22 protein-coding genes and 1 pseudogene are annotated in these 26,228 nt (G+C 53.4%); 13 read left to right on the forward strand and 10 right to left on the reverse strand.

Features of this window, described 5'->3' with window-relative positions; genetic code table 11:
• Positions 1-9: 9 nt before the first annotated feature.
• From FCH32_RS15750 to FCH32_RS15760, 3 genes are read right to left on the reverse strand one after another with little or no spacing between them, the layout of a single operon-like run.
• On the reverse strand, positions 10-438 hold the full coding sequence (locus FCH32_RS15750; protein ID WP_071697585.1) for a diol dehydratase small subunit: 429 nt from the start codon (positions 436-438) through the stop codon (positions 10-12).
• A 2-nt stretch (positions 439-440) separates the two neighbouring features.
• A complete protein-coding gene (locus tag FCH32_RS15755; RefSeq protein WP_174361189.1) occupies positions 441-1,025 on the reverse strand; it encodes a propanediol/glycerol family dehydratase medium subunit in 585 nt (194 codons plus the stop codon).
• Positions 1,026-1,036: 11 nt separating this feature from the next.
• The gene (locus FCH32_RS15760) at positions 1,037-2,704 is read right to left on the reverse strand and encodes a propanediol/glycerol family dehydratase large subunit (RefSeq protein WP_096755610.1); all 1,668 of its coding nucleotides are present in this window, start codon (positions 2,702-2,704) and stop codon (positions 1,037-1,039) included.
• A gap of 392 nt (positions 2,705-3,096) precedes the next feature.
• On the opposite strand from FCH32_RS15760, the gene FCH32_RS15765 reads away from it, so the two are divergent.
• From FCH32_RS15765 to FCH32_RS15780, 4 genes are read left to right on the forward strand one after another with little or no spacing between them, the layout of a single operon-like run.
• A complete protein-coding gene (locus tag FCH32_RS15765; protein ID WP_117342700.1) occupies positions 3,097-3,525 on the forward strand; it encodes a GlcG/HbpS family heme-binding protein in 429 nt (142 codons plus the stop codon).
• Between the two features lie 22 nt (positions 3,526-3,547).
• Positions 3,548-4,711 (forward strand): 1,3-propanediol dehydrogenase, encoded by a 1,164-nt coding sequence (gene dhaT, locus FCH32_RS15770; protein ID WP_135911375.1) that lies wholly within the window; start codon positions 3,548-3,550, stop codon positions 4,709-4,711.
• A gap of 16 nt (positions 4,712-4,727) precedes the next feature.
• Positions 4,728-5,081: a glycerol dehydratase reactivase beta/small subunit family protein gene (locus FCH32_RS15775; RefSeq protein ID WP_135911374.1), complete on the forward strand. Its 354-nt coding sequence runs from the start codon at positions 4,728-4,730 to the stop codon at positions 5,079-5,081.
• Positions 5,082-5,612 (forward strand): cob(I)yrinic acid a,c-diamide adenosyltransferase, encoded by a 531-nt coding sequence (locus tag FCH32_RS15780; RefSeq protein ID WP_096755606.1) that lies wholly within the window; start codon positions 5,082-5,084, stop codon positions 5,610-5,612.
• On the opposite strand, the gene dhaR is transcribed toward FCH32_RS15780, so the two are convergent.
• The 3 genes from dhaR to FCH32_RS23330 form a co-directional block, all read right to left on the reverse strand.
• Complete coding sequence (gene dhaR / locus FCH32_RS15785; RefSeq protein WP_117342703.1) at positions 5,590-7,515, reverse strand: dihydroxyacetone kinase operon transcriptional regulator DhaR; 1,926 nt, start codon at positions 7,513-7,515, stop codon at positions 5,590-5,592. The two genes, FCH32_RS15780 and dhaR, sit on opposite strands and share 23 nt — an antisense overlap.
• Positions 7,516-7,606: 91 nt before the next feature.
• Positions 7,607-8,704, reverse strand: coding sequence for a glycerol dehydrogenase (locus FCH32_RS15790; RefSeq protein WP_146717970.1), 1,098 nt, complete (start codon positions 8,702-8,704; stop codon positions 7,607-7,609).
• 258 nt (positions 8,705-8,962) lie between these two features.
• Positions 8,963-9,085 carry a hypothetical protein gene (locus FCH32_RS23330; protein WP_255433080.1) on the reverse strand — a complete coding sequence of 41 codons (123 nt, stop codon included), beginning with the start codon at positions 9,083-9,085 and terminating at the stop codon, positions 8,963-8,965.
• Between the two features lie 183 nt (positions 9,086-9,268).
• On the opposite strand from FCH32_RS23330, the gene FCH32_RS15795 reads away from it, so the two are divergent.
• Positions 9,269-10,927, forward strand: a complete 1,659-nt coding sequence (locus FCH32_RS15795; protein WP_174361190.1) for a glycerone kinase — start codon at positions 9,269-9,271, stop codon at positions 10,925-10,927.
• 198 nt (positions 10,928-11,125) lie between these two features.
• Here the strand turns inward: FCH32_RS15795 and cfa are convergent, their stop codons facing one another.
• Positions 11,126-12,280: a cyclopropane fatty acyl phospholipid synthase gene (cfa, locus tag FCH32_RS15800; protein ID WP_096755602.1), complete on the reverse strand. Its 1,155-nt coding sequence runs from the start codon at positions 12,278-12,280 to the stop codon at positions 11,126-11,128.
• Positions 12,281-12,347: 67 nt separating this feature from the next.
• On the opposite strand from cfa, the pseudogene FCH32_RS15805 reads away from it, so the two are divergent.
• A pseudogene (locus tag FCH32_RS15805) lies at positions 12,348-13,195 on the forward strand (helix-turn-helix domain-containing protein).
• On the opposite strand, the gene FCH32_RS15810 reads toward FCH32_RS15805, so the two are convergent.
• Positions 13,192-13,974: a siderophore-interacting protein gene (locus FCH32_RS15810; RefSeq protein ID WP_174361191.1), complete on the reverse strand. Its 783-nt coding sequence runs from the start codon at positions 13,972-13,974 to the stop codon at positions 13,192-13,194. The pseudogene FCH32_RS15805 and the gene FCH32_RS15810 overlap by 4 nt on opposite strands.
• Positions 13,975-14,212: 238 nt before the next feature.
• On the opposite strand from FCH32_RS15810, the gene FCH32_RS15815 reads away from it, so the two are divergent.
• Positions 14,213-14,836 (forward strand): PadR family transcriptional regulator, encoded by a 624-nt coding sequence (locus FCH32_RS15815; RefSeq protein ID WP_174361192.1) that lies wholly within the window; start codon positions 14,213-14,215, stop codon positions 14,834-14,836.
• 44 nt (positions 14,837-14,880) lie between these two features.
• Here the strand turns inward: FCH32_RS15815 and FCH32_RS15820 are convergent, their stop codons facing one another.
• The gene (locus FCH32_RS15820) at positions 14,881-16,401 is read right to left on the reverse strand and encodes a methyl-accepting chemotaxis protein (protein WP_174361193.1); all 1,521 of its coding nucleotides are present in this window, start codon (positions 16,399-16,401) and stop codon (positions 14,881-14,883) included.
• A gap of 430 nt (positions 16,402-16,831) precedes the next feature.
• Here FCH32_RS15820 and ygjG point away from each other — a divergent pair, with 430 nt between their 5' ends.
• On the forward strand, positions 16,832-18,211 hold the full coding sequence (ygjG, locus tag FCH32_RS15825) for a putrescine aminotransferase (protein ID WP_168246938.1): 1,380 nt from the start codon (positions 16,832-16,834) through the stop codon (positions 18,209-18,211).
• 89 nt (positions 18,212-18,300) lie between these two features.
• On the opposite strand, the gene FCH32_RS15830 is transcribed toward ygjG, so the two are convergent.
• Complete coding sequence (locus tag FCH32_RS15830; RefSeq protein WP_174361194.1) at positions 18,301-18,633, reverse strand: tRNA-binding protein; 333 nt, start codon at positions 18,631-18,633, stop codon at positions 18,301-18,303.
• A 209-nt stretch (positions 18,634-18,842) separates the two neighbouring features.
• On the opposite strand from FCH32_RS15830, the gene ebgR reads away from it, so the two are divergent.
• The 5 genes from ebgR (at position 18,843) to ygjJ (ending at position 26,215) form a co-directional block, all read left to right on the forward strand.
• A complete protein-coding gene (gene ebgR / locus FCH32_RS15835; protein ID WP_174361195.1) occupies positions 18,843-19,826 on the forward strand; it encodes a transcriptional regulator EbgR in 984 nt (327 codons plus the stop codon).
• A gap of 206 nt (positions 19,827-20,032) precedes the next feature.
• Positions 20,033-23,125: a beta-galactosidase subunit alpha gene (gene ebgA, locus FCH32_RS15840; protein ID WP_174361196.1), complete on the forward strand. Its 3,093-nt coding sequence runs from the start codon at positions 20,033-20,035 to the stop codon at positions 23,123-23,125.
• Positions 23,122-23,571, forward strand: coding sequence for a beta-galactosidase subunit beta (locus FCH32_RS15845; protein WP_115257437.1), 450 nt, complete (start codon positions 23,122-23,124; stop codon positions 23,569-23,571). Before ebgA ends, FCH32_RS15845 begins: the two co-directional genes overlap by 4 nt.
• A 65-nt stretch (positions 23,572-23,636) precedes the next feature.
• Positions 23,637-25,070 (forward strand): amino acid permease, encoded by a 1,434-nt coding sequence (locus tag FCH32_RS15850; RefSeq protein WP_096755593.1) that lies wholly within the window; start codon positions 23,637-23,639, stop codon positions 25,068-25,070.
• Between the two features lie 83 nt (positions 25,071-25,153).
• On the forward strand, positions 25,154-26,215 hold the full coding sequence (ygjJ, locus tag FCH32_RS15855) for a protein YgjJ (RefSeq protein WP_174361197.1): 1,062 nt from the start codon (positions 25,154-25,156) through the stop codon (positions 26,213-26,215).
• Positions 26,216-26,228: the final 13 nt, after the last annotated feature.

Raw genomic sequence — 26,228 nt, forward strand, 5'->3', positions numbered from 1 at the left:
CCGCCTCCGTCACTGACTGCCTTTACGCAGCTTGTTTCTCTGCTGGTACACGTCTGCCGACTCGCGGACAAACCCGGCGTTCACCGTGGCATGCCAGGTGTGCTCCAGTTCATCGGCAATGGCCTGTAACTCCGTAAATGAAGAACGAAATGGGCGCAGCGCATTGTAGATTTCCAGAATGCGAGCATCTGGGATGGCAATCAGTTCCGCCGCACGGCGGAAATTACGCGCCACGGCGTGACGCTGCATCTGCTCGGCGATCTGCGCCTGATACTCCAGCGTTTGCTGAGAAATACGCACATCCTGTGGCCCCACACGCCCTGCCAGTACATTCTCAAGAGTAATATCAGTTAACGGCTTTCCGGTGGGCGTGAGGATTTTCTCCGGGCAGCGAGTCGCTAACGGATAATCCTGCGCGGTCATGATGTTTTCGTTCATCGTCATTCCCTTACTAAGGCAATATGCAGCGTGACAGGCGCGGCATCCTGCACCACGTGTTTGGTTTCTTTAATGTGGAACAGCGCAGCCTTGGCCATAAATTTCGGTCGCACCATCTGGTCATTAACGACCGGTACCGGCGAGGGCGACTCTTTGCGTGCGTAACGCGCGGCGTTCTTACCAATCTGGCGATAGGTTTCCAGCGTCAGCAGCGGGGCCTGAGAAAAAAGCTCCAGGTTGCTCAGCGGCAGCAAATCACGCTGATGAATCACCGTGGTTCCTTTCGACTGAATACCAATGCCGATGCCGGAGCCGCTCAGATTTGCTGCATCCCAGGCCATAAAGGAGACATCCGAGGTGCGCAAAACTCTGACCACCCGCGCATGTAATCCCTCTTCTTCAATACCGGCCACCAGCTCTTTCAGGATTGCCTTGTGCGACATATCAATCAGGGTCTTATGCTGGTATTTATCAAAGGCCGGCCCAACGCCAATCACCACTTCATCCGCGCGATCGTCCGCTTTTGCCGCCTCGCCTTCGCTAACCTGCAAGGTGAAAACCGGCTTACGTTCAGTTGTACATTCCACCGCATACCGCCTTATTCAATGCTGCCAGGCTGAACCACACCCGCAATATTTTTAATTTCCGCCCAGCGTTCGGCAGAGATGCGATAGCCGGTGCCGGGTCCCTGATAATCATTGATGTCATTAACGGCGCTGACCACCTCAAACTGGCGATCCAGAATGGCGGATGTTTGCAGATAATCGCCGGTCACACGCTGCCTCAACATGTTGAGAATGTTGCTGGCGATATCGTCAAAACCGCTGGCACTCAGCGCGCCAACAACATCCAGCCCGGTGATATTGCGCTTCATCATTTCTTCCACCGCGGCCAAATCCTCTACCACATTACGCGCGGGCATATCTTTGCTGCCGTGAGCATAGGTGGCGGCGTCGACCTCTTCATCGCTAATCAGCGGCAGGCCCAGCTCGCGAAACACCGCCTGAATAGCGCGAGCCGCCTGATTGCGAATAGCGATAGTTTCCTCTTCCGTTACCGGACGCAGACCGCCATCAACCATCAGATCACGTTGCAGAATGTTGTAATCATCAAAGTCCTCGGCATCGAAGTTAGACCCAGCAAACATGTTGTCGTAGTTCGGTACCGCGCTGTAGCCGGAAAAGATAAAGTCGGTACCGGGCAGCATCTGCATCAATGTGCGGGCGGTGCGGCGAATATCGGAGTGCGAGAAGGTCTGGTCATTCGCCGACGCCACTTCGAGGTCGAGCATCGAGGCAATCAGGTTTTCCGCCAGCACAGCACGGATCCCCGACGGTACAGCCCCGGTCATACCAATACAGCTGACCGCGCCGTTTTGCAGCCCCTGAACGCCCGCGCCCTTAGTGATAAAAATGCAGCGCGACTCCAGATACAGCATTGATTTGCTTTCTGAGTACCCCATCAGCGCCTCCGAGCCAGTGCCAGAGGTGTAGCGCATCTTCAGCCCGCGGGAAGCGTAGGCCGAGGCGAGAAAGGATTTTGACCACGGCGTGTCATCGCCGTCAGTAAACACTGACTCTGTACCGTATACCGACACCGTTTCGGCGTAGCTGGTTAAGCCGCGCATACCCAGTTCCAGTTCGGTGGCTTCTTCAACGGAACATTGGGTAAGCACGCCAGGACGGCCGCACTGCGAACCAACCAGCAGCGCCAGCGCGTTAAACGGCGCATAGCGGGCGATGCCTACGGTCGTTTCTTGCTCGGAAAAACCACGGATCCCCGCCTCGGCGGCATCGGCGGCAATTTGCACCGGGTTATCTTTCAGGTTGGTGACGTGACACTGGTTAGAGGGTGTGCGTCTGGCGCGCATTTTTTGCAGCGCCATCATCATTTCCACCACGTTCATTTTTGCCATCACCTCCACCGCTTTCGCCGGGGTGATGGCGGTGGTAATGGCAATAATCTCTTCCCGACTGACGTGGATATCCACCAGCATTCTGGCGATGTCCAGCGCGTCGAGTTGCATTGCCCGTTCGGTTTCCGCGACGTTAATCGCGTAGTCAGCAATAAAACGGTCAATCATGTCGAACTGTGCACGATCTTTACCGTCCAGTTCCACAATACGGCCATTTTCCACCTTCACCGACGACGCGGGATCGTAGGGGCTTTCCATGGCGATCAGCCCCTCTTCCGGCCATTCGCCAATCAGCCCATCCTGATTGACAGGCCGCTGGGCAAGAACTTCGAATCGTTTTGATCTTCTCATAGCGCGTTGACTCAAAAAGTAAATAATAAGGACGCCGGGCCGTATCGCTGGTGGTTTACCGTCCCAGCAATCGCCTTTATCAGCAATAGCCGAACTTTAAATGAGCAGAATAATAAAAAAATAAAATTAATTACGTTCCAATTTGGCACGCAATTAAAACGCATCGTTTCATATTGAAACGCATATTTGGAATATCCATAGAGAATTGTGACGAGGTTAAATGATCATTATCAATAAACGCCAAAGGAAGATCACTCACTTGCTATTTTAGAATTTTTTACTGTATTGACTTAATAACGTGCTGCGCGAAAATAAAGAAAACCCAATGATAAAAAATAGCTGCGCGCGATATTTTTCGTGACCTCAGCCCTACACAATTAACAGGAGATACCGTGAATAAGAGCCAACCCATCGCCACCATCACGCTGGCGGCCGCACAGAAAATGGCGGTCGCCGTTGAGGCTAAAGCGCTTGAAATCAACGTCCCGGTCGTCTTTTCCGTTGTTGACCACGGCGGAAACACGCTGCTGATCCAGCGTATGGATGAGGCGTTTGTCACCAGCTGCGATATTTCACTCAATAAGGCCTGGACCGCCTGCTGCCTGCGACAGGGTACTCACGAAATTACCGATGCGGTGCAACCCGGTGCATCGCTTTATGGCCTGCAGCTCACCAACCAACAGCGCATTATTATTTTCGGCGGAGGGCTTCCAGTTATATTAAATGGAAAAATAATTGGCGCCGTCGGCGTGAGTGGTGGCACCGTCGAACAGGACCAGCTATTAGCTGAAACCGCACTATATTGCTTCTCTGAATTATAAAGTAAACGTAAGAAGGTATATTATGAGCTATCGTATGTTTGATTATCTGGTGCCAAATGTGAACTTTTTTGGCCCCAATGCCGTTTCCGTAGTGGGTGAACGCTGCAAACTACTGGGTGGGAAAAAAGCCCTGCTGGTGACCGATAAAGGCCTGCGGGCAATTAAAGACGGTGCGGTAGATAAAACGCTCGCGCATTTGCGTGAAGCCGGTATTGAAGTAGCAATATTTGACGGCGTCGAGCCAAACCCCAAAGACACCAACGTACGCGATGGCCTTGCGGTGTTTCGTCAGGAGCAATGCGATATTATTGTCACCGTCGGCGGCGGTAGCCCACATGACTGCGGTAAAGGTATTGGTATCGCGGCCACTCACGAAGGCGATCTCTACAGCTATGCCGGAATTGAAACCCTGACCCACCCGCTGCCGCCTATCATTGCGGTCAACACCACCGCCGGTACCGCCAGTGAAGTGACCCGTCACTGCGTACTGACCAACACCAAAACAAAAGTGAAATTTGTCATTGTCAGCTGGCGCAACCTGCCGTCAGTATCGATTAACGATCCGCTGCTGATGCTTGGCAAACCTGCGCCTCTGACCGCGGCCACCGGGATGGATGCCTTGACCCACGCCGTGGAAGCCTACATTTCCAAAGATGCAAATCCGGTCACCGATGCCGCCGCTATTCAGGCAATCCGCCTGATCGCCCGTAACTTACGCCAGGCTGTGGCGCTGGGCAGCAACCTGAAAGCTCGCGAGAACATGGCCTACGCTTCACTGCTGGCGGGGATGGCCTTTAACAACGCCAACCTCGGCTACGTACACGCCATGGCGCACCAGCTTGGCGGCCTGTATGACATGCCGCACGGCGTGGCGAATGCCGTACTGCTACCGCACGTGGCACGTTATAACCTGATCGCTAATCCGGAAAAATTTGCCGACATCGCCGAGTTTATGGGCGAGAACACCGACGGCCTGTCTACCATGGACGCCGCCGAGTTGGCGATTCACGCTATTGCCCGCCTGTCTGCTGATATCGGCATTCCACAGCATCTGCGCGAACTGGGCGTAAAAGAGGCCGATTTCCCGTATATGGCAGAGATGGCCCTGAAGGACGGCAACGCATTCTCGAACCCACGTAAAGGTAACGAGAAAGAAATTGCCGCGATCTTCCATCAGGCTTTCTGACAAAAAAGGGGACGCGATGCCACTTTCATCACCGAGCGTAAATCTGTTTTATCACCCATGCTGGCAGGATTCCCGCGTGCTTGATGAACTATGCTGGGGGCTGGAAGAGCAAGGCGTCCCGTGCCGGGCCATCAGCTGCGACGACAGCACCAGCGCGCTGGCGCTCAGCAGACGGGCAGCAAAAAGCTCGGCGCTGCGCGTAGGTCTCGGCCTCAGCGTGAGCGGCGAGATTGCCTTAACGCATGCCCAGTTGCCCGAGGATCGGGCGCTGATCTGCGGGCATATCGCCGCCGGGATCGAGCAGATCCGCACGCTCGGCGCCAACGCAGGCCAACTGGTCAACGTGCTTCCCTTCAGTGAGATAACATAAATGTATCGCATCTATACCCGAACCGGCGATAAAGGCACCACCGCGCTGTTTGGCGGCAGCCGCATCGACAAAGACGACATCCGCGTTAACGCCTATGGCACGGTAGATGAACTGATTTCCCAGCTGGGCGTATGCTATGCCACAACCCACCAGACCGAGCTACGCGAGGATTTGCATACCGTCCAGAAGACGCTGTTTGTGCTGGGTGCGGAACTCGCCAGCGACGATAAAGGGATCATTCGCCTGAAGCAGACGATTAGCGATGAAGATATTCAGAGACTGGAGCGGCTGATCGACCGCAATATGGCGCACAGCGGCCCGCTGAAAGAGTTTGTCATTCCGGGGAAAAACCTCGCTTCTGCACAACTACACGTAGCGCGCACGCTGGCACGTCGACTGGAGCGTATTCTCACGGCGATGGACAGAACGCTCGCCGTGCGCGACGAACTAAAGCGGTACATCAATCGCTTGTCCGACGCGCTCTTTTCGATGGCTAGAATCGAAGAAACTACTCCAGATGTTTGCGCTTAAACTGGCTGGCGTCGATGTCGTACTGCTTCATCTTGCGCCACAGCGTGGTGCGCCCAATGTTCAGCAGCTGCGACATCTCCTGCACGCGCCCGCTGGTGACGCGGGCGGCGTGGATAATCGCCTCTTTTTCGATGGCGGTAAACGTCAGGCTGGCAGGCAGCAGCGAAGATGTCGTATCCATACCCGGTCGTTCGGCAAACAGATAATCTGGCAGGTTGCTCAGGCGAATATGGCCATTCTCGCTGCTGATGGCGATGTTCTCGATAATGCTGTTCAGCTCGAAATCATTACCCGGCCACGAATAGGCCACCAGCTGCGCCAGCGCGTCATCATCCACCTTCAGGCTGGATGAAAAGCGTTTTTTCAGGCTGTTCAGGCGAGTATAAATCAGCGCCGGAATGCTGTTACGCCGCGCGCGCAGCGGCGGAATAACGATTTCAAACGAGTGCAGCGCGTAATACAGCTGACGACTAAAGCGGTTTTGTTCCACCAGATTGGCAAGATCGACCGTGGTGGTGGCGATCACTTTCACATCCACCGGGATCAGGCGTCGAGCGTCGAGACGGGTCAGCACCCCCTGCTTGATCACCTGCAATAATGCAGACTGTAACTCCGGTGCCAAATATTCGATTTTTTCCAGAAACAGCGTACCGCCGTTCGCCAGTTCAAGGCGGCTCAGTCGGCCGTTTTCATCATCGGTTGGCGCACTGCCCATAAAATCCTGTCCCAGCACGCTGTTGGCATACAGCTGACAGTTTACGGCGATATACGGGCCGCTGGCCCGTTCACTTTCATTGTGGATCGCCTGACTGAGCAGCTCTTTACCAACGCCCTCTTCGCCGCACAACAGGATCGGAAAACTTCCCCTCGCCGCCTGGCGGCCAAAATGGATCAGCCGTCGGGTTTCCGGATCGTCCGCCGACATCTGCTCAAAAGTATGGCTTACTTTGCCCAACTGACTGGTCATCAGCTGGCGCATTTGCTCGACCGGATGCAGCAGCAGAATAAAGCTGTTGCCCTGCTCTTCCACAATCGGCTTTAAAGTGATCACCGCATCAACAAACTGGTGCTGGCTCTCAAAGGTGACTTCGACGTGATTGAGGCCACGAGCATGTTTGATTGCCCGGCGCAACAGCATCGGCATATTCACCAGGTCATGAAGATTTTTCCCCTGACTGGCCTGCACATCCAGATGTAACAGCATGGCGGCACGCGCATTGAGGAACTGCAGCACACCCTGTTCATTCCATGCCATCACGCCATCATCCATGCTCTCCAGCAGCCCGTACATCTGATTCAGATGGCGATTAGATTCAGCCAACAGGCTGTCGGTCAGCAACGAATTGCCTACCTCTCTGGCAATCGCCAGCGTCAGGGAGAGATCGGAAACGGACTCATGTTCCACCAGGCAGCACAGCGAGATGGAGCCAAACAGTCGCCCGTGGTTATCAAATACCGGCGTTGAGCAGAACGACCACGGATGTAGCGCTTTTTTAAAGTGCTGATCGCCTGAAGTTTTTGTTGGCTGCCCCGGCATAGTCGCCAGCGACAGCGCACAGCTACCAATAATACTCTCCGCACAGTAGCTGCCGTCGAGAAAACCCAGCTCCGCCAGCTGTTCCACCGTCTGTGGATCGCCGCAGCGGCTGAGAATACAGGCGGACTCATCGAGGATAAACAGTGCACAGGGACGACCATCCATAAACTCCCAGGCGTCTTCCAGTGCGGCCTGAGCAATCGTCACCAGCGCAGTCTTGCGGCGGCAAATCGAGGCAAACGTCAGCCCTTGCGCCTGATGCGGCGCCTGCCAGGTTTCCCGCTGCATAAACTTACTGCAACGGTGCCATGACTGGGCAATAACCGAAGAGACGTCCTTTCCAATGTTCTGAGTGTGCGCCGTCATATTCCTTTCCGCTGTTTTACCCTGGACACCCCCTCCGACAGAGACGGTCAGAGGGGAGAAAATGCCGGCGCAGAGCGTTACTGATGTCTGATTAACGCGCCAGCCACTGCTGTCCCAACAGGTCTGCCGTCAGAATAGCGGCATGCACGCTTTCAGGCGTCACCGGGAACGGCATGTTGTGAATGGTTTCACCTTCTGTGCAGGTGGCTTTGGCAACAGCATGAATTTTGTCGTCAATGCCGTCTTTCACGCCCATTTGCGCCAGGGTGACTGGCAGGCCGACTTTTTGACAGAACGCCAGCACGGTTTCGATCTCTTCCATCGGGCTGTTCTGCAACACCAGCTGCGCCAGCGTACCAAACGCGACTTTTTCGCCATGGTACAAATGGTGGCACTCTTCCAGAATCGTGAAGCCGTTATGAATCGCATGCGCCCCCGCGAGGCCGCTGCTTTCAAAACCAATACCGCTAAGATAGGTGTTCGCTTCCACAATGCGCTCCAGCGCATCGGTTACGACGCCTGCCTGCGCCGCGCAGCGGGCTTTTTCGCCTTCTGCCAGCAACGTATCATAACACAGGCGCGCCAGGCTCAATGCTGCCACGGTGGACTGTCCACCCGCCATGCTGGTCGCGCGGGCGTCATAACAGGCCTTCGCTTCAAACCAGGTAGAGAGCGCATCGCCCATCCCGGCAACCAACAAACGCACCGGTGCTTTGGCGATAATCGCGGTATCCATCACCACCATATCCGGGTTTTTCGGGTAGATCAGATACTCTTCAAACTCACCGGCTTCGGTATAAATGACCGACAGCGCGCTGGTTGGCGCATCGGTCGAGGCGATGGTCGGGATCACCACCACCGGCAGCTTCTGGTAATAGCCAATCGCTTTGGCGGTATCCAGCGTTTTGCCGCCACCGATCCCGACCACGCCACGGCAACCGTGTTGCTTCAGAATGGCAATCAAACGATTAATTTCCACATGGCTGCATTCGCCGTTAAAGCGTTCCGCATGGCAGCTAATATCGTGATTATGCAGGCCATTGAGCACTTTCTCTCCCGCCAGATTCATCACGAAATCATCCGCAATCACAAAAAAGCTGTCCGCCAGATTTTTAGCATATTGACCAAATAAGATAGATGCATCAGGGCCCTGGAGATATTTGGCTGGAGATTGAATAACGTTTAGCATTCCTTTCATCCTCAAATAAGTACATGTTTTGACATGATGAGCCCTGGCATTGACCTGTTTAGCCTGATGCTAACGGCGAAAACAAAGCGCTACCGGAGCGATGCAATCACTGTATGGCGAGGCGAGTACAAAAAAATCATTCGTCTTTTTGTTCTGATATGAAACGGATAAAAGGAACATACGTTCCACATTGAAACAATTAACCCCAAAAAAGATAAGGTTTGCGATCCCGATCCGTTCCTTTAGCCCATATTTCTGTCACGCAAAGAGGCCCGGTTTCGCCTTTTCGTTATCTACCGCCGGAATAACCGGCAAAAAAAAGCGCTCTGTCCCGAACAGCCCGCCCTGACGGCCGGTGAAAAAAGCCGCGTGGGTTCGCATTTAGCCATTTCCATTCGTCATTACGTTCCATTTAGGAACAAAAAACAGTTTTTACGTTCCGAAATGAAACTCATTTTACTTGAGTTTTTTTCCGCGCTGACTCGGCCAGAATCTCTCCATCGCCTCCGCTACCATGACCATGCATTCGGGGGTTTGTTTAATACTCAACCTGCCGGAGCCGTTATGTCTCAATTCTTTTTTAACCAGCGTACCCATCTCGTTAACGATGTCATCGACGGTACGATTATCGCCAGTCCGTGGAATAACCTGGCACGCCTGGAGAGCGATCCGGCCATCCGCATCGTGGTGCGTCGCGATCTCAACAAAGAGAACGTCGCGGTGATCTCCGGCGGTGGCTCAGGTCACGAACCCGCCCACGTTGGATTTATCGGTAAAGGCATGTTAACCGCCGCGGTTTGCGGTGACGTGTTTGCCTCACCGAGCGTCGATGCGATACTGACCGCCATTCAGGCGGTGACCGGTGAGGCAGGCTGCCTGCTGATCGTGAAGAACTACACCGGCGATCGTCTAAATTTTGGTCTGGCCGCCGAGAAAGCGCGTCGGCTCGGTTATAACGTCGAAATGCTGATCGTCGGCGACGACATTTCGCTACCGGATAACAAGCACCCACGCGGGATCGCTGGCACCATCCTGGTGCACAAAGTTGCCGGCTATTTCGCCGAACGTGGCTACAACCTCGCTACCGTGCTGCGTGAAGCGCAGTATGCGGCGAACAACACCTTCAGCCTGGGCGTCGCACTCTCCAGCTGTCATTTGCCACAGGAGACCGACGAGGCTCCGCGTCACCATCCGGGCCATGCAGAGCTGGGCATGGGCATTCACGGCGAGCCGGGTGCGTCGGTGATTGACACGCAAAACAGCGCGCAGGTGGTTAATCTGATGGTAGAGACGCTGATGGCCGCCCTGCCGGAAACCGGCCGTCTGGCAGTGATGATCAATAACCTCGGCGGCGTTTCCGTTGCCGAAATGGCCATCATTACCCGCGAACTGGCCAACAGCCCGCTGCACGAACGTATCGACTGGCTGATTGGCCCAGCCTCGCTGGTCACCGCGCTGGATATGAAAGGCTTCTCGCTGACCGCCATGGTGCTGGAAGAAAGCATCGAAAAAGCGCTGTTGACCGAAGTGGAAACCAGTAACTGGTCAACGCCCGTGCCGCCACGTGACATCACGACCGTGCCGTCATCTCAGCGCAGTGCACGTGTGGAATTTCAGCCTTCGGCTAACGAACAGGTTGCCGGGATTATTGAGCAAGTCACCGCAACGCTCGCCAATCTTGAAGCACACCTCAATGCGCTGGATGCGAAAGTCGGCGACGGCGATACCGGGTCAACCTTTGCCGCAGGTGCGCGTGAAATTGCCGACCTGCTACATCACCAGCAGCTTCCGCTGGCTAACCTTGCCACGTTGTTTGCACTGATTGGCGAGCGCCTGACCGTGGTCATGGGTGGCTCCAGCGGCGTATTGATGTCAATTTTCTTTACCGCTGCCGGACAAAAGCTGGAGCAGGGTGCCGAGGTCGCCGATGCGCTAAATACGGGGCTAGCCCAGATGAAGTTCTACGGTGGTGCAGATGAAGGCGATCGTACGATGATTGATGCGCTGCAGCCCGCGCTAACATCGCTACTGGCACAACCACATAACCTGCAAGCCGCCTATGACGCTGCGCTGGCAGGCGCAGAACGGACCTGCCTGTCGAGCAAAGCCAACGCCGGGCGCGCGTCGTATCTCAGCAGTGAGAGCCTGCTTGGTAATATGGACCCCGGCGCACACGCGGTAGCAATGGTGTTTAAAGCGCTGGCAGAGAGTGAGTTGGGCTAAGTTCTTCGTTCTACGGGTTATCAATGCCTGATGGCGCTACGCTTATCAGGCCTGCGGTTTGCTCGCTTTTGTAGGCCGGATAAGGCGCTTGCGCTGATATCCGGCAAAGAAATGCCTGATGGCGCTTCGCTTATCAGGCCTACGGTTTGCTCACTTTTGTAGGCCGGATAAGGCGCTTGCGCTGATATCCGGCAAACATTAACGATAAACGCGAAGTCCGCCCTCTACGCCCCGGCTAAACAGCACCTGCCAAAGCTCGATATCTCTGGCACGGAATGCCCCAGCACACGCGCATAAATAGTAATTAAACATCCTTTTGAAGGTCGCGGAATAACGCGACGACAGCGTCGGCCATGCCTGGTTAAACCGTTCATGCCAGGCCATCAGCGTTTTATCGTAGTCGCTGCCGAAATTATGCCAGTCCTCCATCACAAACCGCGATTCGCTGGCCTCGGCAATGTGGGAAATCGCCGGTAAACAGCCGTTTGGGAAGATATATTTATTGATCCACGGATCCACACTCATCCCTTTTTTATTGCTGCCAATGGTATGCAGCAGGAACAATCCATCGGGTTTTAAGCAGCGGTCGGCAATACTGAAATAGGTGTCGTAGTTTTTCGGGCCCACGTGTTCAAACATCCCCACGGAGACAATACGATCATAGTGTTTATCGAGGTCGCGATAATCCTGCAGCAGAATAGTGACATCCAGCCCGTCACAGCGCTGCTGCGCCATTTTCTGCTGTTCTTTCGAGATGGTAACCCCGTCTACCGCCACGCCATAATGGCGCGCGGCATATTCAGCCAGCCCGCCCCAGCCACAACCGATATCCAGCAAACGCATGCCCGGTTGCAATTGCAGCTTCTCACAAATCATTTTTAATTTGGCATTCTGCGCGTCGTCTAATGTTGTCGCGTCTTTCCAGTAGCCGCAGGAATATTGCATGTGGGGATCAAGCATCAGGGCGAAAAGATCGTTACCTATATCGTAGTGTTCTTTGCCGACAATCCAGGCACGGCTGCGTGATTGCAGATTAAACAAACGCGCGCTGGCAATGCGTAAAATATCTTTCAGATTGCCCGGCATTTTTTGGTCGAGTTTTGCTTTAAGGATTTTGCAGAACAGAATATCGAGCCGCTCGCAATCCCACCAGCCTTCCATATAGCTTTCACCCAGCCCTAACGAGCCTTGTTGCAGCACCCGTTTAAAGAAACCGGCATGGTGAAGTTGAATGTCCCAGGCGCGCGAACCATTAATCTGGATATCAGCCTGCTGGAGCAGGTCTTTCCCCATTCGGGTCCAGTTATCATTTGTTTCATTGACGATGACAGCATCAGAACACAGCGAATTCATGGTATTTACCAAAGGTGGACGAATAATTCTTACGCAAGATTATTATGGAAAACAGGGTGTATGTATTATGATTTGCGGACAAGATCTATCGAACAGAAGCCACATCACCGGAAGTATCAGGTATTTTTTATGGACACCCTCAGGCAAAAACAGTGGAGTTCCTTCCCGGATGATTCAATGGCGGAACTGCCGCAGGACGTGTACTTTCGTTCTTATGTCCTTGAAGCGAATAACCATGTTCCACCGCATTCACACGCATTTACCCAGTTTCATTTCGCCCGTAAGGGCAGTATGCGCATTGATGTCGCCGGTAAATGCTGGATAATTCCCGCACATTACGGTATCTGGATCCCGAATAATATTGAGCATGCGGTATGGGCGCTGGATGACGTGTATTTAGAGAATCTGGATATTAAGCCAGGCTTTCTTGAGAAGCGCATCGACGAGTGTAAAGTGGTGGCGATCAGTGATTTCGCCAGAGAGTTTATTCATTACGCCACCAACGTCATTTCAGGCCATTATGATAGCCAGTCAAAAGAAGGAAAACTGGTGAGCGTGCTGGTCGATATTATTTTGCAATTACCGGAAGTCGCCTTTGTATTACCCTGGCCGCAGGATGCAGAATTAACAAAAGTGTGCCGGACAATACAGGAATCTCCCGCACGGGAACACTCGGTGGAGTACTGGGCTAATCATCTTGGCATGTCCGCCCGAACTTTCTCGCGTCATTTCAAAAAAGAAACCGGGTTACCGTTCAGCGTCTGGAAGCAAAAGATGCGTATTCTGGAATCGGTGTTAATGCTGAAGAAAAATAAAAGCGTTACCGCCGTGGCGCTCGACGTGGGGTATTCGAGCACCGCGGCGTTTAGCTACGCGTTCCGCCAGGCATTTGGCGTTCCGCCGTCAAATTATTAATCAGCCGCTTTCCGCTGATGCCAGTAGGCTGCCGCACGCACCCGCAGCGGGTCAAACGCCTCGGTTTCAAAGCGGGCGCTCAAATTTTTTACCACTTTCCCTTCGCCGGTTACCCAGATGAAATAATCGTCTGCAGGCACCGTCAGCCGAGCCAGCGCGTCATCCACCGCCTGTTCGTCATGCCCGACAAACCACTGGATAGCAAACCCATCCAGATGGGCAAGGTAGTCCTGATACGCCGCATCCCGCACGCTCACCAGCGCCGTGACGTTCGGGCGTCGCGCTAAGCGACTGAGCGCTTCCAGGCGACGGCGCAATGCAGGCATTCCCGATTCATCGCACACATAAACCTGATACGCATACTCTTCCGGTACCACCAGCGAGCCGCGCGGTCCGCCAATCGTCAGTGTATCCCCTGCACGGGCATGCATCGCCCACGTACTCGCCACGCCACCGTCATGAATATAAAAATCCAGCGCCAGTTCATGACGCGCATCATCGTATAGCGGCGTGTAATCCCGGGACGCAGGGCGCACACCGTCAGCCCAGACGATGCCCTCATCGGTAACCACCGGCGGCACAAAATGGCTGCCTGGCTCAGGAAAGAAAACTTTGGCGTGGTCATCAAAGCCGCGTGAGCTGAAGCCGTCCAGCGCCTCCCCGCCCAGCACGATGCGCTGAAAACCTGCGCTGATACGCTCAACGTGCAGGATGGTAAGTTCACGGAAGCGCAGTTCATTACGAACGCGCTGGGGGTAGCGTGAGGTGTTTTTTGTCATTTTTCGCCTTCGTGAGGATAATACGATATATCTAAATTAACATTCAAATGATAATGATTGCTAATAACAAAGATTGCAAGCATTTTTTTGATACACTCACAGCGTAAAACCCCCTTCTCATCACTGATGATAATTTACATAAAAATCAATTAATTAAAACACAATCCTATCACGAACTTGCAAAATCATAAGTTTTAGATATAAATTAGATATATCGAAACAACATCTGGAGACTACCATGCAAAACCACCATGACGGTTGCTGCAAACATGCAGATCACCCACACGAAGGTTGCTGCAAAGGCGAAGAACATCGCCACGAAGGCTGCAACAGTGAAGGACATCACCACGATCACGGCTGCGGGCATCGCCATGGTCGGGGTGGCGGCGGCGGGCGTCGTCAGCGTTTCTTCGGTCACGGCGAATTACGCCTGGTGATTTTGGATATTTTGACCCGCGATGCCAGCCACGGCTATGAGCTGATCAAAGCCATCGAAACGCTGACCCAGGGCCACTACACGCCTAGTCCAGGGGTGATTTATCCGACGCTGGATTTCTTGCAGGATCAAGAGCTGATTGTCATCAGCGAAGAGGAAGGTGGGCGTAAACAGATCACGATCACGGCGCAAGGCCAGCAGTGGCTGGAGGAGAATCGCGAGCATCTGGCGCTTATTCATGAACGCGTTAAAGCACGCTGCGTTGGCTTTGAATTACGTAAAAACCCGCAGATGAAACGCGCGCTGGAAAACTTTAAAGCCGTGCTGGATCTGCGGGTCAATCATGGTGACACCAGCGATGCGCAGATCAAAAAAATCATCGGTATTATCGATCGCGCAGCGCTGGATATCGCTCAGCTGGATTAATCGGGTCATCGGGCGGAACCCGTTGTTCCGCCCGAATAGCGGTGCTAATGCAGCACCGTCACCGCATCTTCCAGGCGCCCGGCGCGATGTTTCACCCGCACTGAAATTTGCGCGCTCTCTTCAACCAGTTCGGCATTTTTCTGCGTAATGTTGCTCAACTCATTCACCGCGCGAGTCAGGCTGGTCAGCCCGTCAGCCTGTTCCAGCGTCGAATGGCTGATTTGTGCAATCAGTTGGGTGACGTTCTGTACCTGCGCCACAATGTCGTCCATCGTGCGGCCAGCGGCGTGAACCTGGCTGGATCCGGACTGCACCTTGTCGGCACTGGCATCAATCAGCTTGCGGATGTCATTCGCCGCACTGGCGCTCCGGCTGGCAAGATGGCGTACTTCCCCCGCCACGACGGCAAACCCTTTCCCCTGCTCGCCCGCTCGCGCCGCTTCAACCGCCGCATTCAATGCCAGGATATTGGTCTGGAAAGCAATATCGTTAATCAGCGTGGTGATGGTGCCGATACGCTGGGTGCTGCTGGCGATATCGTCCATCGTTTTGATCACCGTCTCCATCGCCTCGCCTCCCTGCGTTGCCGCACTGCTGGCGGCAATCGAGAGTTTGTCAGCCGCAGATGCTGTCGCCGAGTTTTGCTTCACCGACGCCGCCATCTGGTTCATCGTCGTCACCGTTTCCTGCACGTTTTCAACCGTTTGCTGGGTGTGCTTGTTTAAATCATCGCTACCTTTTGCCAGCGTATCGCTGTCGTTACGCACGCAGGAAACCTGGCTTGAAACGTCGTGAATAAGCCAGCGGCACATTAATCCCAGTTGCCCCACCGCCCGCAGCATCAGGCCCAACTCATCGCTGCGGTTCAGGTGCGTCACGCTGTTGCGCTCGCCGGTCGCCACTTTCAGCGCCTGGCGGGCGACATTTTCTATCGGGCGTACAATTTGCCATTCGAAAATCGCCGCACCCGCCAGCATCACCAGCGCACTCACCAGCAGCAGCGGCCACGCCGCGCCCATTTGCTGCAACGCTGCCGCCAGCACGGCAAACATCAGTGTCATCACGCTGCGCACCCGCCAGCGAACCGGCAGCGCCGGCAGCTTTCCCAGCCAACTTTTACGCACCACGAGTCCCTTATGGATGCGTTTGTTGCAACGTCCTTCATTTAGCGCCTGATACAACGGCTCGACCGCCGCAATTTCCTCCTGCGTCGCCCGGGTTCGAATCGACATATACCCGGTCATTCGCCCTTCACGTACCATCGGCACCGCATTGGCTCGCACCCAGTAGTGATCGCCGTTTTTACAGCGATTTTTTACAATGCCGCTCCATGGCTCCCCCTGTTGCAGCGTGTACCACATATCAGCAAATGCCGCCTTGGGCATGTCCGGGTGACGAACCTGATTATGCGGCTTGCCGAGCAGCTCGCTCAGCTGATAGCCGCTAACCTGGACAAACGTGTCATTCGCATGAGTGATGTAGCTTTGTAAATCGGTAGTCGACATGAGGGTAATATCATCATCCAGCGGAGTATGCTGCTGACTAACGTAGGGATCAGAAGACATGGTTGCGTCCTATGCAGGTTATCTGGTTGTTAACTTTTTCGGCATATGTTATTTCGGCGATAATTTTTTTATCTTTAGTTGTTAAATTTGATTTAGATCGCAATTTGCGATTAAACCTCAGAATTTGTATGTTTTCTAATTCATTGATTTAAAATACTTTCATCCTGTAACTATTCAATCAGGCTTCACTCTGCGCACCGTCACAGTGCAACTTCTGCCTGTTTTTGGCGCAGAAGATCGCGTATCTCACCTGTTTTCAGAGAGTCAACCTGGGCAAAATACCGCCAAATGTTAACTTTTGGCATTAAATGTTTCGCAAATGAAATGTATCCTGGTGTTTATCCCGATTTTCGTTAAGCGCGCCGGGATGGCGTAATCCCTGCAATACTTAATTCAGTATCATGTGATACGCGAACTCCGGGAGCATATTTTGAACAGGTTACCTTCCAGCGCATCGGCCCTGGCCTGCAGCGCACACGCACTGAACCTCATCGAAAAGCGAACGCTTGATCATGAGGAAATGAAAGCACTTAACCGAGAGGTCATTGAATACTTCAAAGAGCATGTCAATCCGGGGTTCTTAGAGTATCGAAAATCTGTAACTGCCGGCGGGGATTACGGAGCCGTAGAGTGGCAAGCGGGAAGCCTGAATACGCTTGTCGACACCCAGGGACAGGAATTTGTTGACTGCCTGGGCGGTTTTGGAATTTTCAACGTGGGGCACCGTAATCCAGTAGTGGTCTCCGCCGTACAGAATCAACTCGCTAAACAACCTCTGCACAGCCAGGAATTACTTGACCCCTTGCGGGCCATGTTGGCGAAAACGCTCGCCGCACTGGCGCCCGGCAAGCTGAAATACAGCTTCTTTTGCAACAGCGGAACCGAGTCGGTTGAAGCGGCGCTGAAGCTGGCGAAAGCCTATCAATCGCCACGCGGCAAATTTACGTTTATTGCCACCAGCGGCGCGTTCCACGGTAAATCGCTGGGCGCACTGTCCGCGACGGCCAAATCCACGTTCCGTAAACCGTTTATGCCATTGCTGCCGGGCTTCCGTCATGTTCCGTTTGGTGACATTGACGCGATGCGTACCATGCTCAGCGAGTGTAAAAAGACCGGTGATGATGTAGCTGCCGTGATCCTTGAGCCGATTCAGGGTGAAGGTGGCGTGATCCTGCCACCGCAGGGATACCTGACCGCCGTGCGCAAACTGTGCGACGAGTTTGGCGCGCTGATGATCCTTGATGAAGTGCAAACCGGCATGGGTCGTACTGGCAAGATGTTCGCCTGCGAGCACGAAAACGTGCAGCCCGACATTATGTGTCTGGCGAAAGCGCTAGGCGGCGGCGTAATGCCTATCGGTGCGACCATCGCTACCGAAGAGGTGTTCTCCGTACTGTTCGATAACCCATTCCTGCACACCACCACCTTTGGCGGCAACCCGCTTTCCTGTGCGGCGGCACTCGCAACCATCAATGTCCTGCTGGAGCAGAATTTACCGGCTCAGGCAGAACAAAAAGGCGATATGTTGCTGGATGGCTTCCGACATCTGGCGCGGGAATACCCGGATCTGGTGCAGGACGTACGCGGTAAAGGCATGCTGATGGCGATCGAATTTGTTGATAATGAGATCGGCTACAACTTTGCCAGCGAGATGTTCCGCCAGCGGGTGTTGGTTGCCGGAACGCTGAACAACGCGAAGACGATCCGCATCGAACCACCGCTCACGTTAACCATCGAACAATGTGAGTTGGTATTACGCTCAACGCGTAAAGCGCTGGCCGCATTACGCGTCAGCGTGGAGCAAGTGTGACAGACGCCGGATGGCGCTGCACTTTTCCGGCCTACGGGATCACATGTAGGCCGGATAGGGCGTAGCCGCCATCCGGCAGCATCACACGCTTACACAATCCGCACGCCTGCGGGCATCACGCGCTCTGGCGTCAACAGCACGCTTTCACTGCCATCGTCCGTTTCCGCACACAACAGCATGCATTCTGACGTTTCGCCGCGCATTTTCGCTTTTTGCAGATTACACAGCACCACCACCGTTTTCCCCATCAGCTCATCTTCGCGGTAGTAAGGCACCAGGCTGGTCAAGGTTTGCAGCGTTCGTTCGCCGACATCGACCTGAACGATGTAGAGTTTATCGGCATTGTCATGACGCTTTACCTGGGTAATTTTTCCCACGCGAATTTCCATTCGGGTGAAATCCGTAAATGCGATCGTGTCCATTCTTTTCTCCTTTGGTAAAATTTTACTAAATGTTAGCAAAAAACCGTCCTGGCATTGTTCTCAAAAGCCGTAAAATGATGCGCCCATCACACTCTGAAAGCGGGGTTTTACCGTGAATATGTCAATTAGAGGTACTTTTTTTACTGAAAACAGGTGAATAGATAAGCACTTCATTTACAATGCGGGGGTAACTCAGGGAAAAGGTAAACATGGCAACACTTAAAGACATCGCAATCGAAGCTCGTGTATCCCTGGCGACAGTGTCCCGGGTGTTAAATGATGACCCGACGCTAAACGTAAAAGAAGAAACCAAGCGTCGCATTCTGGAGATCGCGGAAAAGCTGGAGTACAAAACCAGCAGCGCGCGTAAACACCAGATCAGTACGGTCGGCCCCCAGCATATTCTGGCGCTCTACAGCTACCAGCAGGATTTGGAAATCAACGATCCTTACTATCTCGCCATACGACACGGGATTGAAACGCAATGTGAAAAGCTGGGGATCGAACTGACCAACTGCTATGAACACAGCGGGTTGCCCGACCTTAAAAATATTACCGGCATTCTCATCGTTGGTAAGCCATCTCCTGCCCAGCGCGCCGCAGCAACCGCGCTGACCGACAATATCTGCTTTATCGACTTTCATGAACCCGGCAGCGACTATGATGCCGTCGATATCGATCTGACCCGCATCAGCAAAGAGAGTATCGATTTTTTCATCGCCCAGGGCGTGACCCGCATTGGCTTCATCGGCGGTGAAGACGAGCCGGGCAAAGCGGATATCCGCGAGGCCGCGTTTGTCGAATACGGTCGCCTGCAGCAGGTGGTCTCGGAACACGATATCTATCGTGGCGGATTCTCCAGCTCGTCAGGTTATGAGTTGGCGAAAAAAATGCTGGCCAAAGAAGATTATCCCAGCGCCCTGTTTGTCGCCTCAGACTCAATCGCCATTGGCGTTCTGCGCGCAATTCACGAACGTGGCCTGGCGATTCCACAGGATATTTCGCTGATTAGCGTCAATGACATTCCGACGGCACGATTCACCTTCCCTCCGCTGTCCACCGTGCGCATCCATTCAGAAATGATGGGCAGTCAAGGCGTTAACCTGCTGTTTGAAAAAGCCCGTGACGGACGTGCGCTGCCGCTGCTGGTTTTCGTGCCCAGCAAGCTGAAACTTCGCGGCACCACCCGCTAACCTCCCTTTTTCGCGCCCGGTATCTTCTGATACCGGGCATGCTTTGTCATGCCTTGTTTTTCTCTGCACGGGTTATTTTCGTGATCAAGTTAAAGTAAATCATCTTACCCGCTATATTTTAGTAAAACTTTTACTAAAATCACCTGCAATGACACTTACTCACCATCACTTTGAATGGTTCCGATTTCTCTCCACCGGGAGGCCTTATGAATCGCTGGGAAAACATTCAGCTCACCCACGAAAATCGACTGGCGCCACGCGCATACTTTTTCTCTTATGACTCGGTAGCGCAGGCTCGCTCGTTTGCCCGTGAAACCAGCAGCCTTTTTCAACTGCTGAGCGGTCAGTGGAATTTTCAGTTCTTTGAGCATCCGCTGCAGGTGCCAGAAGCCTTTACGTCGCAGTATATGCACGACTGGGGCAGCATCACCGTCCCCGGCATGTGGCAGATGGAAGGACACGGCAAGCTGCAATATACCGACGAAGGTTTCCCGTTCCCGATTGATGTGCCCTACGTCCCAACCGATAACCCGACCGGTGCATATCAGCGGATGTTTACCCTCAGCGAAGGCTGGCAGGGAAAACAAACGCTGATTAAGTTCGACGGCGTTGAAACCTACTTCGAAGTGTACGTCAACGGCCAGTACGTGGGCTTCAGCAAGGGCAGTCGTCTGACGGCCGAATTTGATATCAGCGCAATGGTGCACACCGGTGACAACCTGCTGTGTGTGCGCGTGATGCAGTGGGCAGACTCTACCTACGTTGAAGACCAGGATATGTGGTGGTCTGCGGGGATCTTCCGCGACGTCTATCTGGTGGGCAAGCAGGCGACCCACATTCAGGATTTTACCCTTCGTACCGAGTTCGATGATAACTACCGTGATGCCACTCTCTCCTGCGACATTGTGCTGGAAAACCTTGCCGATTCACCGGCACAGACCTCGCTGGAATACACCTTATTTGACGGCGAACAGGTGCTGCACAGCGGTGTTATCAGTCATCTGACTCTCGATAAGCTCACCCGTACTGCCTTTGATTTCGAGGTTAGTGCGCCACAGCAGTGGTCGGCTGAGTCGCCGTATCTTTATCATTTAGTGATGACGTTAAAAGATGCCAGCGGCAATATTATTGAGGTGGTTCCGCAGCGCGTCGGATTCCGCGACATTACGATCCGCGACGGGCTGTTTTACATCAACAACCACTACGTAATGCTGCACGGTGTTAACCGCCACGATAACGATCATCTGAAAGGCCGCGCGGTCGGAATGGATCGGGTCGAAAAAGATCTGCTGCTGATGAAGCAGCACAACATTAACTCGGTGCGTACCGCGCATTACCCGAACGATCCGCGCTTCTATGAGCTGTGCGATATCTACGGCCTGTTTGTGATGGCCGAGACCGACGTCGAATCCCACGGCTTCGCCAACGTCGGCGATATCAGTCGCATCACCGACGATCCGACCTGGGAACCGGTATACGTTGAGCGCATCGTGCGCCACATCCACGCACAGAAAAACCATCCGTCGATCGTCATCTGGTCACTGGGCAACGAATCCGGGTACGGCTGTAATATTCGTGCCATGTACCACGCTGCGAAAGCGCTGGATAACACGCGTCTGGTGCATTACGAAGAAGATCGCGACGCCGAAGTGGTGGACATTATTTCCACCATGTATACCCGCGTGCCGCTGATGAATGAGTTTGGTGAATATCCGCATCCGAAACCACGCATCATCTGCGAATACGCCCACGCCATGGGTAACGGCCCCGGCGGGCTGACGGAATATCAAAGCGTTTTTTACCAGCACGATTGCATTCAAGGACACTATGTCTGGGAATGGTGCGACCATGGCATTCAGGCAAAAGATGATAACGGCAACGTCTGGTATAAATTTGGCGGTGACTACGGCGACTACCCGAATAACTACAACTTCTGCCTCGACGGCCTGATTTACCCCGATCAAACACCGGGACCGGGTCTGAAAGAGTATAAGCAGGTGATCGCCCCAGTGAAGGTCTACGCGAAGGACCTGACGCGCGGTGAACTGCGTGTCGCAAATAAGCTGTGGTTCACCACGCTTGACGACTACACCCTGCAAATTGAAGTGCGGGCCGAAGGAGAAACGCTCTCCACGCAGCGGATTAAACTTCACGACGTGGCCCCCAACAGCGACACACTGCTGCACTGCACGCTGCCGACGCTGGATGAGAGGGAAGCCTTTCTCAATGTCATCGTCAGCAAAGACTCCCGCACGTCCTACAGCGACGCCGGGCACCATATTGCCACTTACCAGTTCCCGCTGAAGGCCAGAACCGCTACGCCAGTGCCGTTTAGTCAGCAAAACGCCAGCGCCCTGACGCTGGAAGACGATCGCCTGCGCTGCACCGTTCGCGGCTATAACTTCGCGATAACCTTCTCAAAGCTGAACGGGAAGCCGATCAGCTGGAACGTGAATGGCGAAGAGCTCATTACCCGCGAGCCGAAGATTAATTTCTTCAAGCCGACGATTGATAACCACAAACAGGAGTTCGAAGGTCTCTGGCAGCCAAATCATTTACAGATTATGCAGGAGCATCTACGGGATTTTGCCCTCGAACACACTGACAATGCGGTGGTGATTACCAGCCAGACGATCATCGCCCCGCCGGTATTTGATTTCGGTATGCGTTGCACCTACCGCTGGCGGGTAACGGTCGACGGTCAGCTGAATGTTGAGCTTTCCGGTCAGCCTTACGGCGAGTATCCGCACATTATTCCGTGCATTGGCTTCACCATGGGCATCAACGGTGATTTGGGGCAAGTCGCGTATTACGGACGTGGTCCGGGCGAGAATTACGCCGACAGCCAGCAGGCCAACATTATCGATATCTGGCGTTCGACCGTGGATGCGATGTTCGAGAACTACCCATTCCCCCAAAACAACGGCAATCGCCAGGATGTGCGCTGGGCAGCGCTGACCAACCGCCATGGCAACGGTCTGCTGGTCGTCCCACAACGTCCTGTCAATTTAAGTGCCTGGCGCTATACGCCCGAAAATCTCTTTGCCGCACAGCACTGCAATGAACTCCAGCGCAGCGATGACATCACTCTGAATCTGGACCATCAGCTACTGGGCCTGGGTTCCAACTCCTGGGGAAGCGAGGTGCTCGACTCCTGGCGCGTCTGGTTCCGCGAGTTCAACTACGGCTTTACGTTGCTGCCCATTTCCGGCACCGAGGCCACCGTTCAGACCACTGCTAATCGCGCCTTTGGCACGGAGTTCTTTTCCACGAATTTGCACAGCGAGAATACAAAATGAGGATCATCGATAACTTAGAGCAGTTCCGACAACTCTACGCTTCAGGTCGGAAGTGGCAGCGCTGCGTTGAGGCGATTGAAAATATCGACAACATTCAGCCCGGCGTCGCCCATTCCATCGGTGATTCGCTCACTTACCGCGTGGAGACCGACTCCGCTACCGATGCGCTATTTACCGGTCATCGCCGTTACTTTGAGGTGCATTACTACCTGCAAGGGCAGCAAAAAATTGAGTATGCCGCCAAAGAGGATTTACAGGTGGTTGAATACTATCGCGATGAAACCGATCGCGAATACCTGAAGGGATGCGGAAAAACGGTAGAAGTACACGAAGGGCAGCTGGTTATTTGCGACAACCACGAAGCCTACCGCTTTATCTGTAATAGCGCGGTGAAGAAAGTCGTACTCAAAGTCACCATCGAAGATGGTTATTTTCATAATAAATAAAAAGACAGGCGGCACAGAAGTTGTGCCGCCAGTACCCTACAATAATCAGGAATCGGAGATGTGCTATGTCTGATACCAAGCGTAATACCATCGGCAAGTTCGGCTTACTGTCGCTGACCTTTGCCGCCGTTTATAGTTTTAACAACGTAATCAATAATAATATTGAGCTTGGTCTGGCATCTGCACCGATGTTTTTCCTCGCCACGATTTTCTACTTTATTCCGTTCTGCTTAATCATTGCCGAATTTGTTTCGCTGAACAAAAACTCCGAAGCCGGTGTTTACGCATGGGTAAAAAGCTCACTGGGCGGGCGCTGGGCATTTATTACCGCCTACACCTATTGGTTCGTTAACCTGTTCTTTTTTACCTCGTTACTTCCGCGCGTAATCGCTTATGCCTCCTATGCATTTTTAGGCTACGAATACATTTTGACGCCGTTCGCTACCACCGTGTTAAGTATGGTGCTGTTTGCCTTCTCAACCTGGGTTTCGACCAACGGCGCAAAAATGCTCGGGCCGATTACCTCCGTCACTTCCACGCTGATGCTGCTGCTGACGCTGTCTTATATTTTACTGGCGGGGACTGCGTTGGTTGGCGGCGTACAGCCTGCCGATCCCATCACCGTGGATGCCATGATCCCGAATTTTAACTGGGCCTTCCTCGGTATTACGACCTGGATTTTTATGGCGGCAGGCGGCGCGGAGTCCGTGGCGGTGTACGTCAACGACGTGAAGGGTGGCTCAAAATCATTTGTGAAAGTGATTATTATCGCCGGGATTTTTATCGGTGTGCTTTACTCAATCTCCTCAGTGCTGATCAACGTTTTTGTCAGCAGCAAAGAGCTGAAGTTTACCGGTGGCTCGGTGCAGGTATTCCACGGTCTGGCCGCATACTTCGGCTTACCTGAGCTGGTGGTTAACCGCTTTGTCGGTCTGGTGTCCTTTACCGCAATGTTTGGGTCACTGCTGATGTGGACCGCAACGCCGGTTAAAATTTTCTTCTCCGAAATCCCGGAAGGTATTTTTGGCAAGAAAACCGTCGAACTGAATGAAAACGGCGTTCCCGCTCGCGCAGCCTGGATCCAGTTTTTGATCGTGATACCGCTGATGATTATCCCCACGCTCGGTTCGAATACCGTGCAGGATTTAATGAATACCATCATTAACATGACCGCTGCGGCATCCATGCTGCCTCCGCTGTTTATTATGCTGGCCTATTTGAATCTGCGCGCCAAGCTGGACCACTTACCGCGCGACTTCCGCATGGGATCGCAAAAAACTGGGATTATCGTGGTATCGATGCTGATTGCCCTGTTCACCATTGGATTTATCGCTTCAACGTTCCCAACCGGCGGCAACATTATCACCATTATTTTCTATAACGTCGGCGGTATTGTTATTTTCCTCGGTTTTGCCTGGTGGAAATACAGTAAATACATCAAAGGACTAACCAAAGAAGAAAAAGCCATTGAAGCCGCACCAGCTTCAGACAGTCATTAATTCATAAAACATAATAACAATAAACAATATTCGCCAAGGCTATAACAATAAAAACATTATTTTATTTTGCTTAGGATAGAAGCATGAAAATCAATAGCCATTGTTGCAGGGCATTTATTGCCCTGCCCTTTTTCTGTGTCTCCTCTCTGGGTGCAGAAGAAGTGCGACCGGCAGAACACGACGACACAAAAACGCCCGCAATATCCTCTCCCTCATTTCGTTTTTATGGCGAACTGGGAATGGGGGGATATATGGATTTAGAGGGACAGGATAAACATAAATACAGTGACGGAACCTATATCGAAGGGGGCCTGGAAATTAAACACGGCTCGTGGTTTGGTCTGATCTATGGCGAAGGCTGGACCGTGCAGGCGGATCACCAGGGAAACGCCTGGGTGCCCGATCATAGCTGGGGCGGGTTTGAAGGTGGAATTAACCGATTTTACGGCGGTTACCGCACCGATGACGGCACGGAGCTAATGCTCAGCCTGCGCCAGGACTCATCGCTTGATGACCTGCAATGGTGGGGAGACTTCACGCCGGATCTGGGCTACGTCATCCCCAACACGCGCGACATCATGACCGCCATTAAGGTGCAAAACCTGACCGGCCCGCTGCGTTATAGCGTGACCGCCACGCCTGCCGGACATCATGATGAAAGCAAGGCCTGGCTGCACTTCGGCAAATACGATCGCTACGACGATAAGTATACCTATCCGGCCATGATGAATGGCTACATCCAGTACGACCTGACCGAAGGCGTAACCTGGATGAACGGTCTGGAGATCACCGACGGCACCGGACAACTGTTCCTGACCGGCCTTCTCTCGCCTAACTTTGCTGCGCGCGCCTGGCATCACACCGGACGCGCCGACGGCCTGGATGAATGGGGTACAGAGACCGGCTATATGGTCAGTGCCATGTATGAAGCGCTCAAAGGCGTCTACCTCTCCACCGCCTACAGCTATGCCAAACATCGGCCAGACAACGCCGAGGATGAAACCACCTCTTTTATGCAGTTCGGTATCTGGTATGAATACGGCAGCGGTCGTTTCGCCACCGCCTTCGACAGCCGGTTCTATATGCAAAATGCATCTGGCGACCCGAGCGACCAGATCTTCCTGATGCAATATTTCTATTGGTAACAAGGACCGGAAT

Origin of the sequence: Citrobacter gillenii (genome assembly GCF_013337685.1) — a bacterium.
Lineage (GTDB): Bacteria > Pseudomonadota > Gammaproteobacteria > Enterobacterales > Enterobacteriaceae > Citrobacter > Citrobacter gillenii.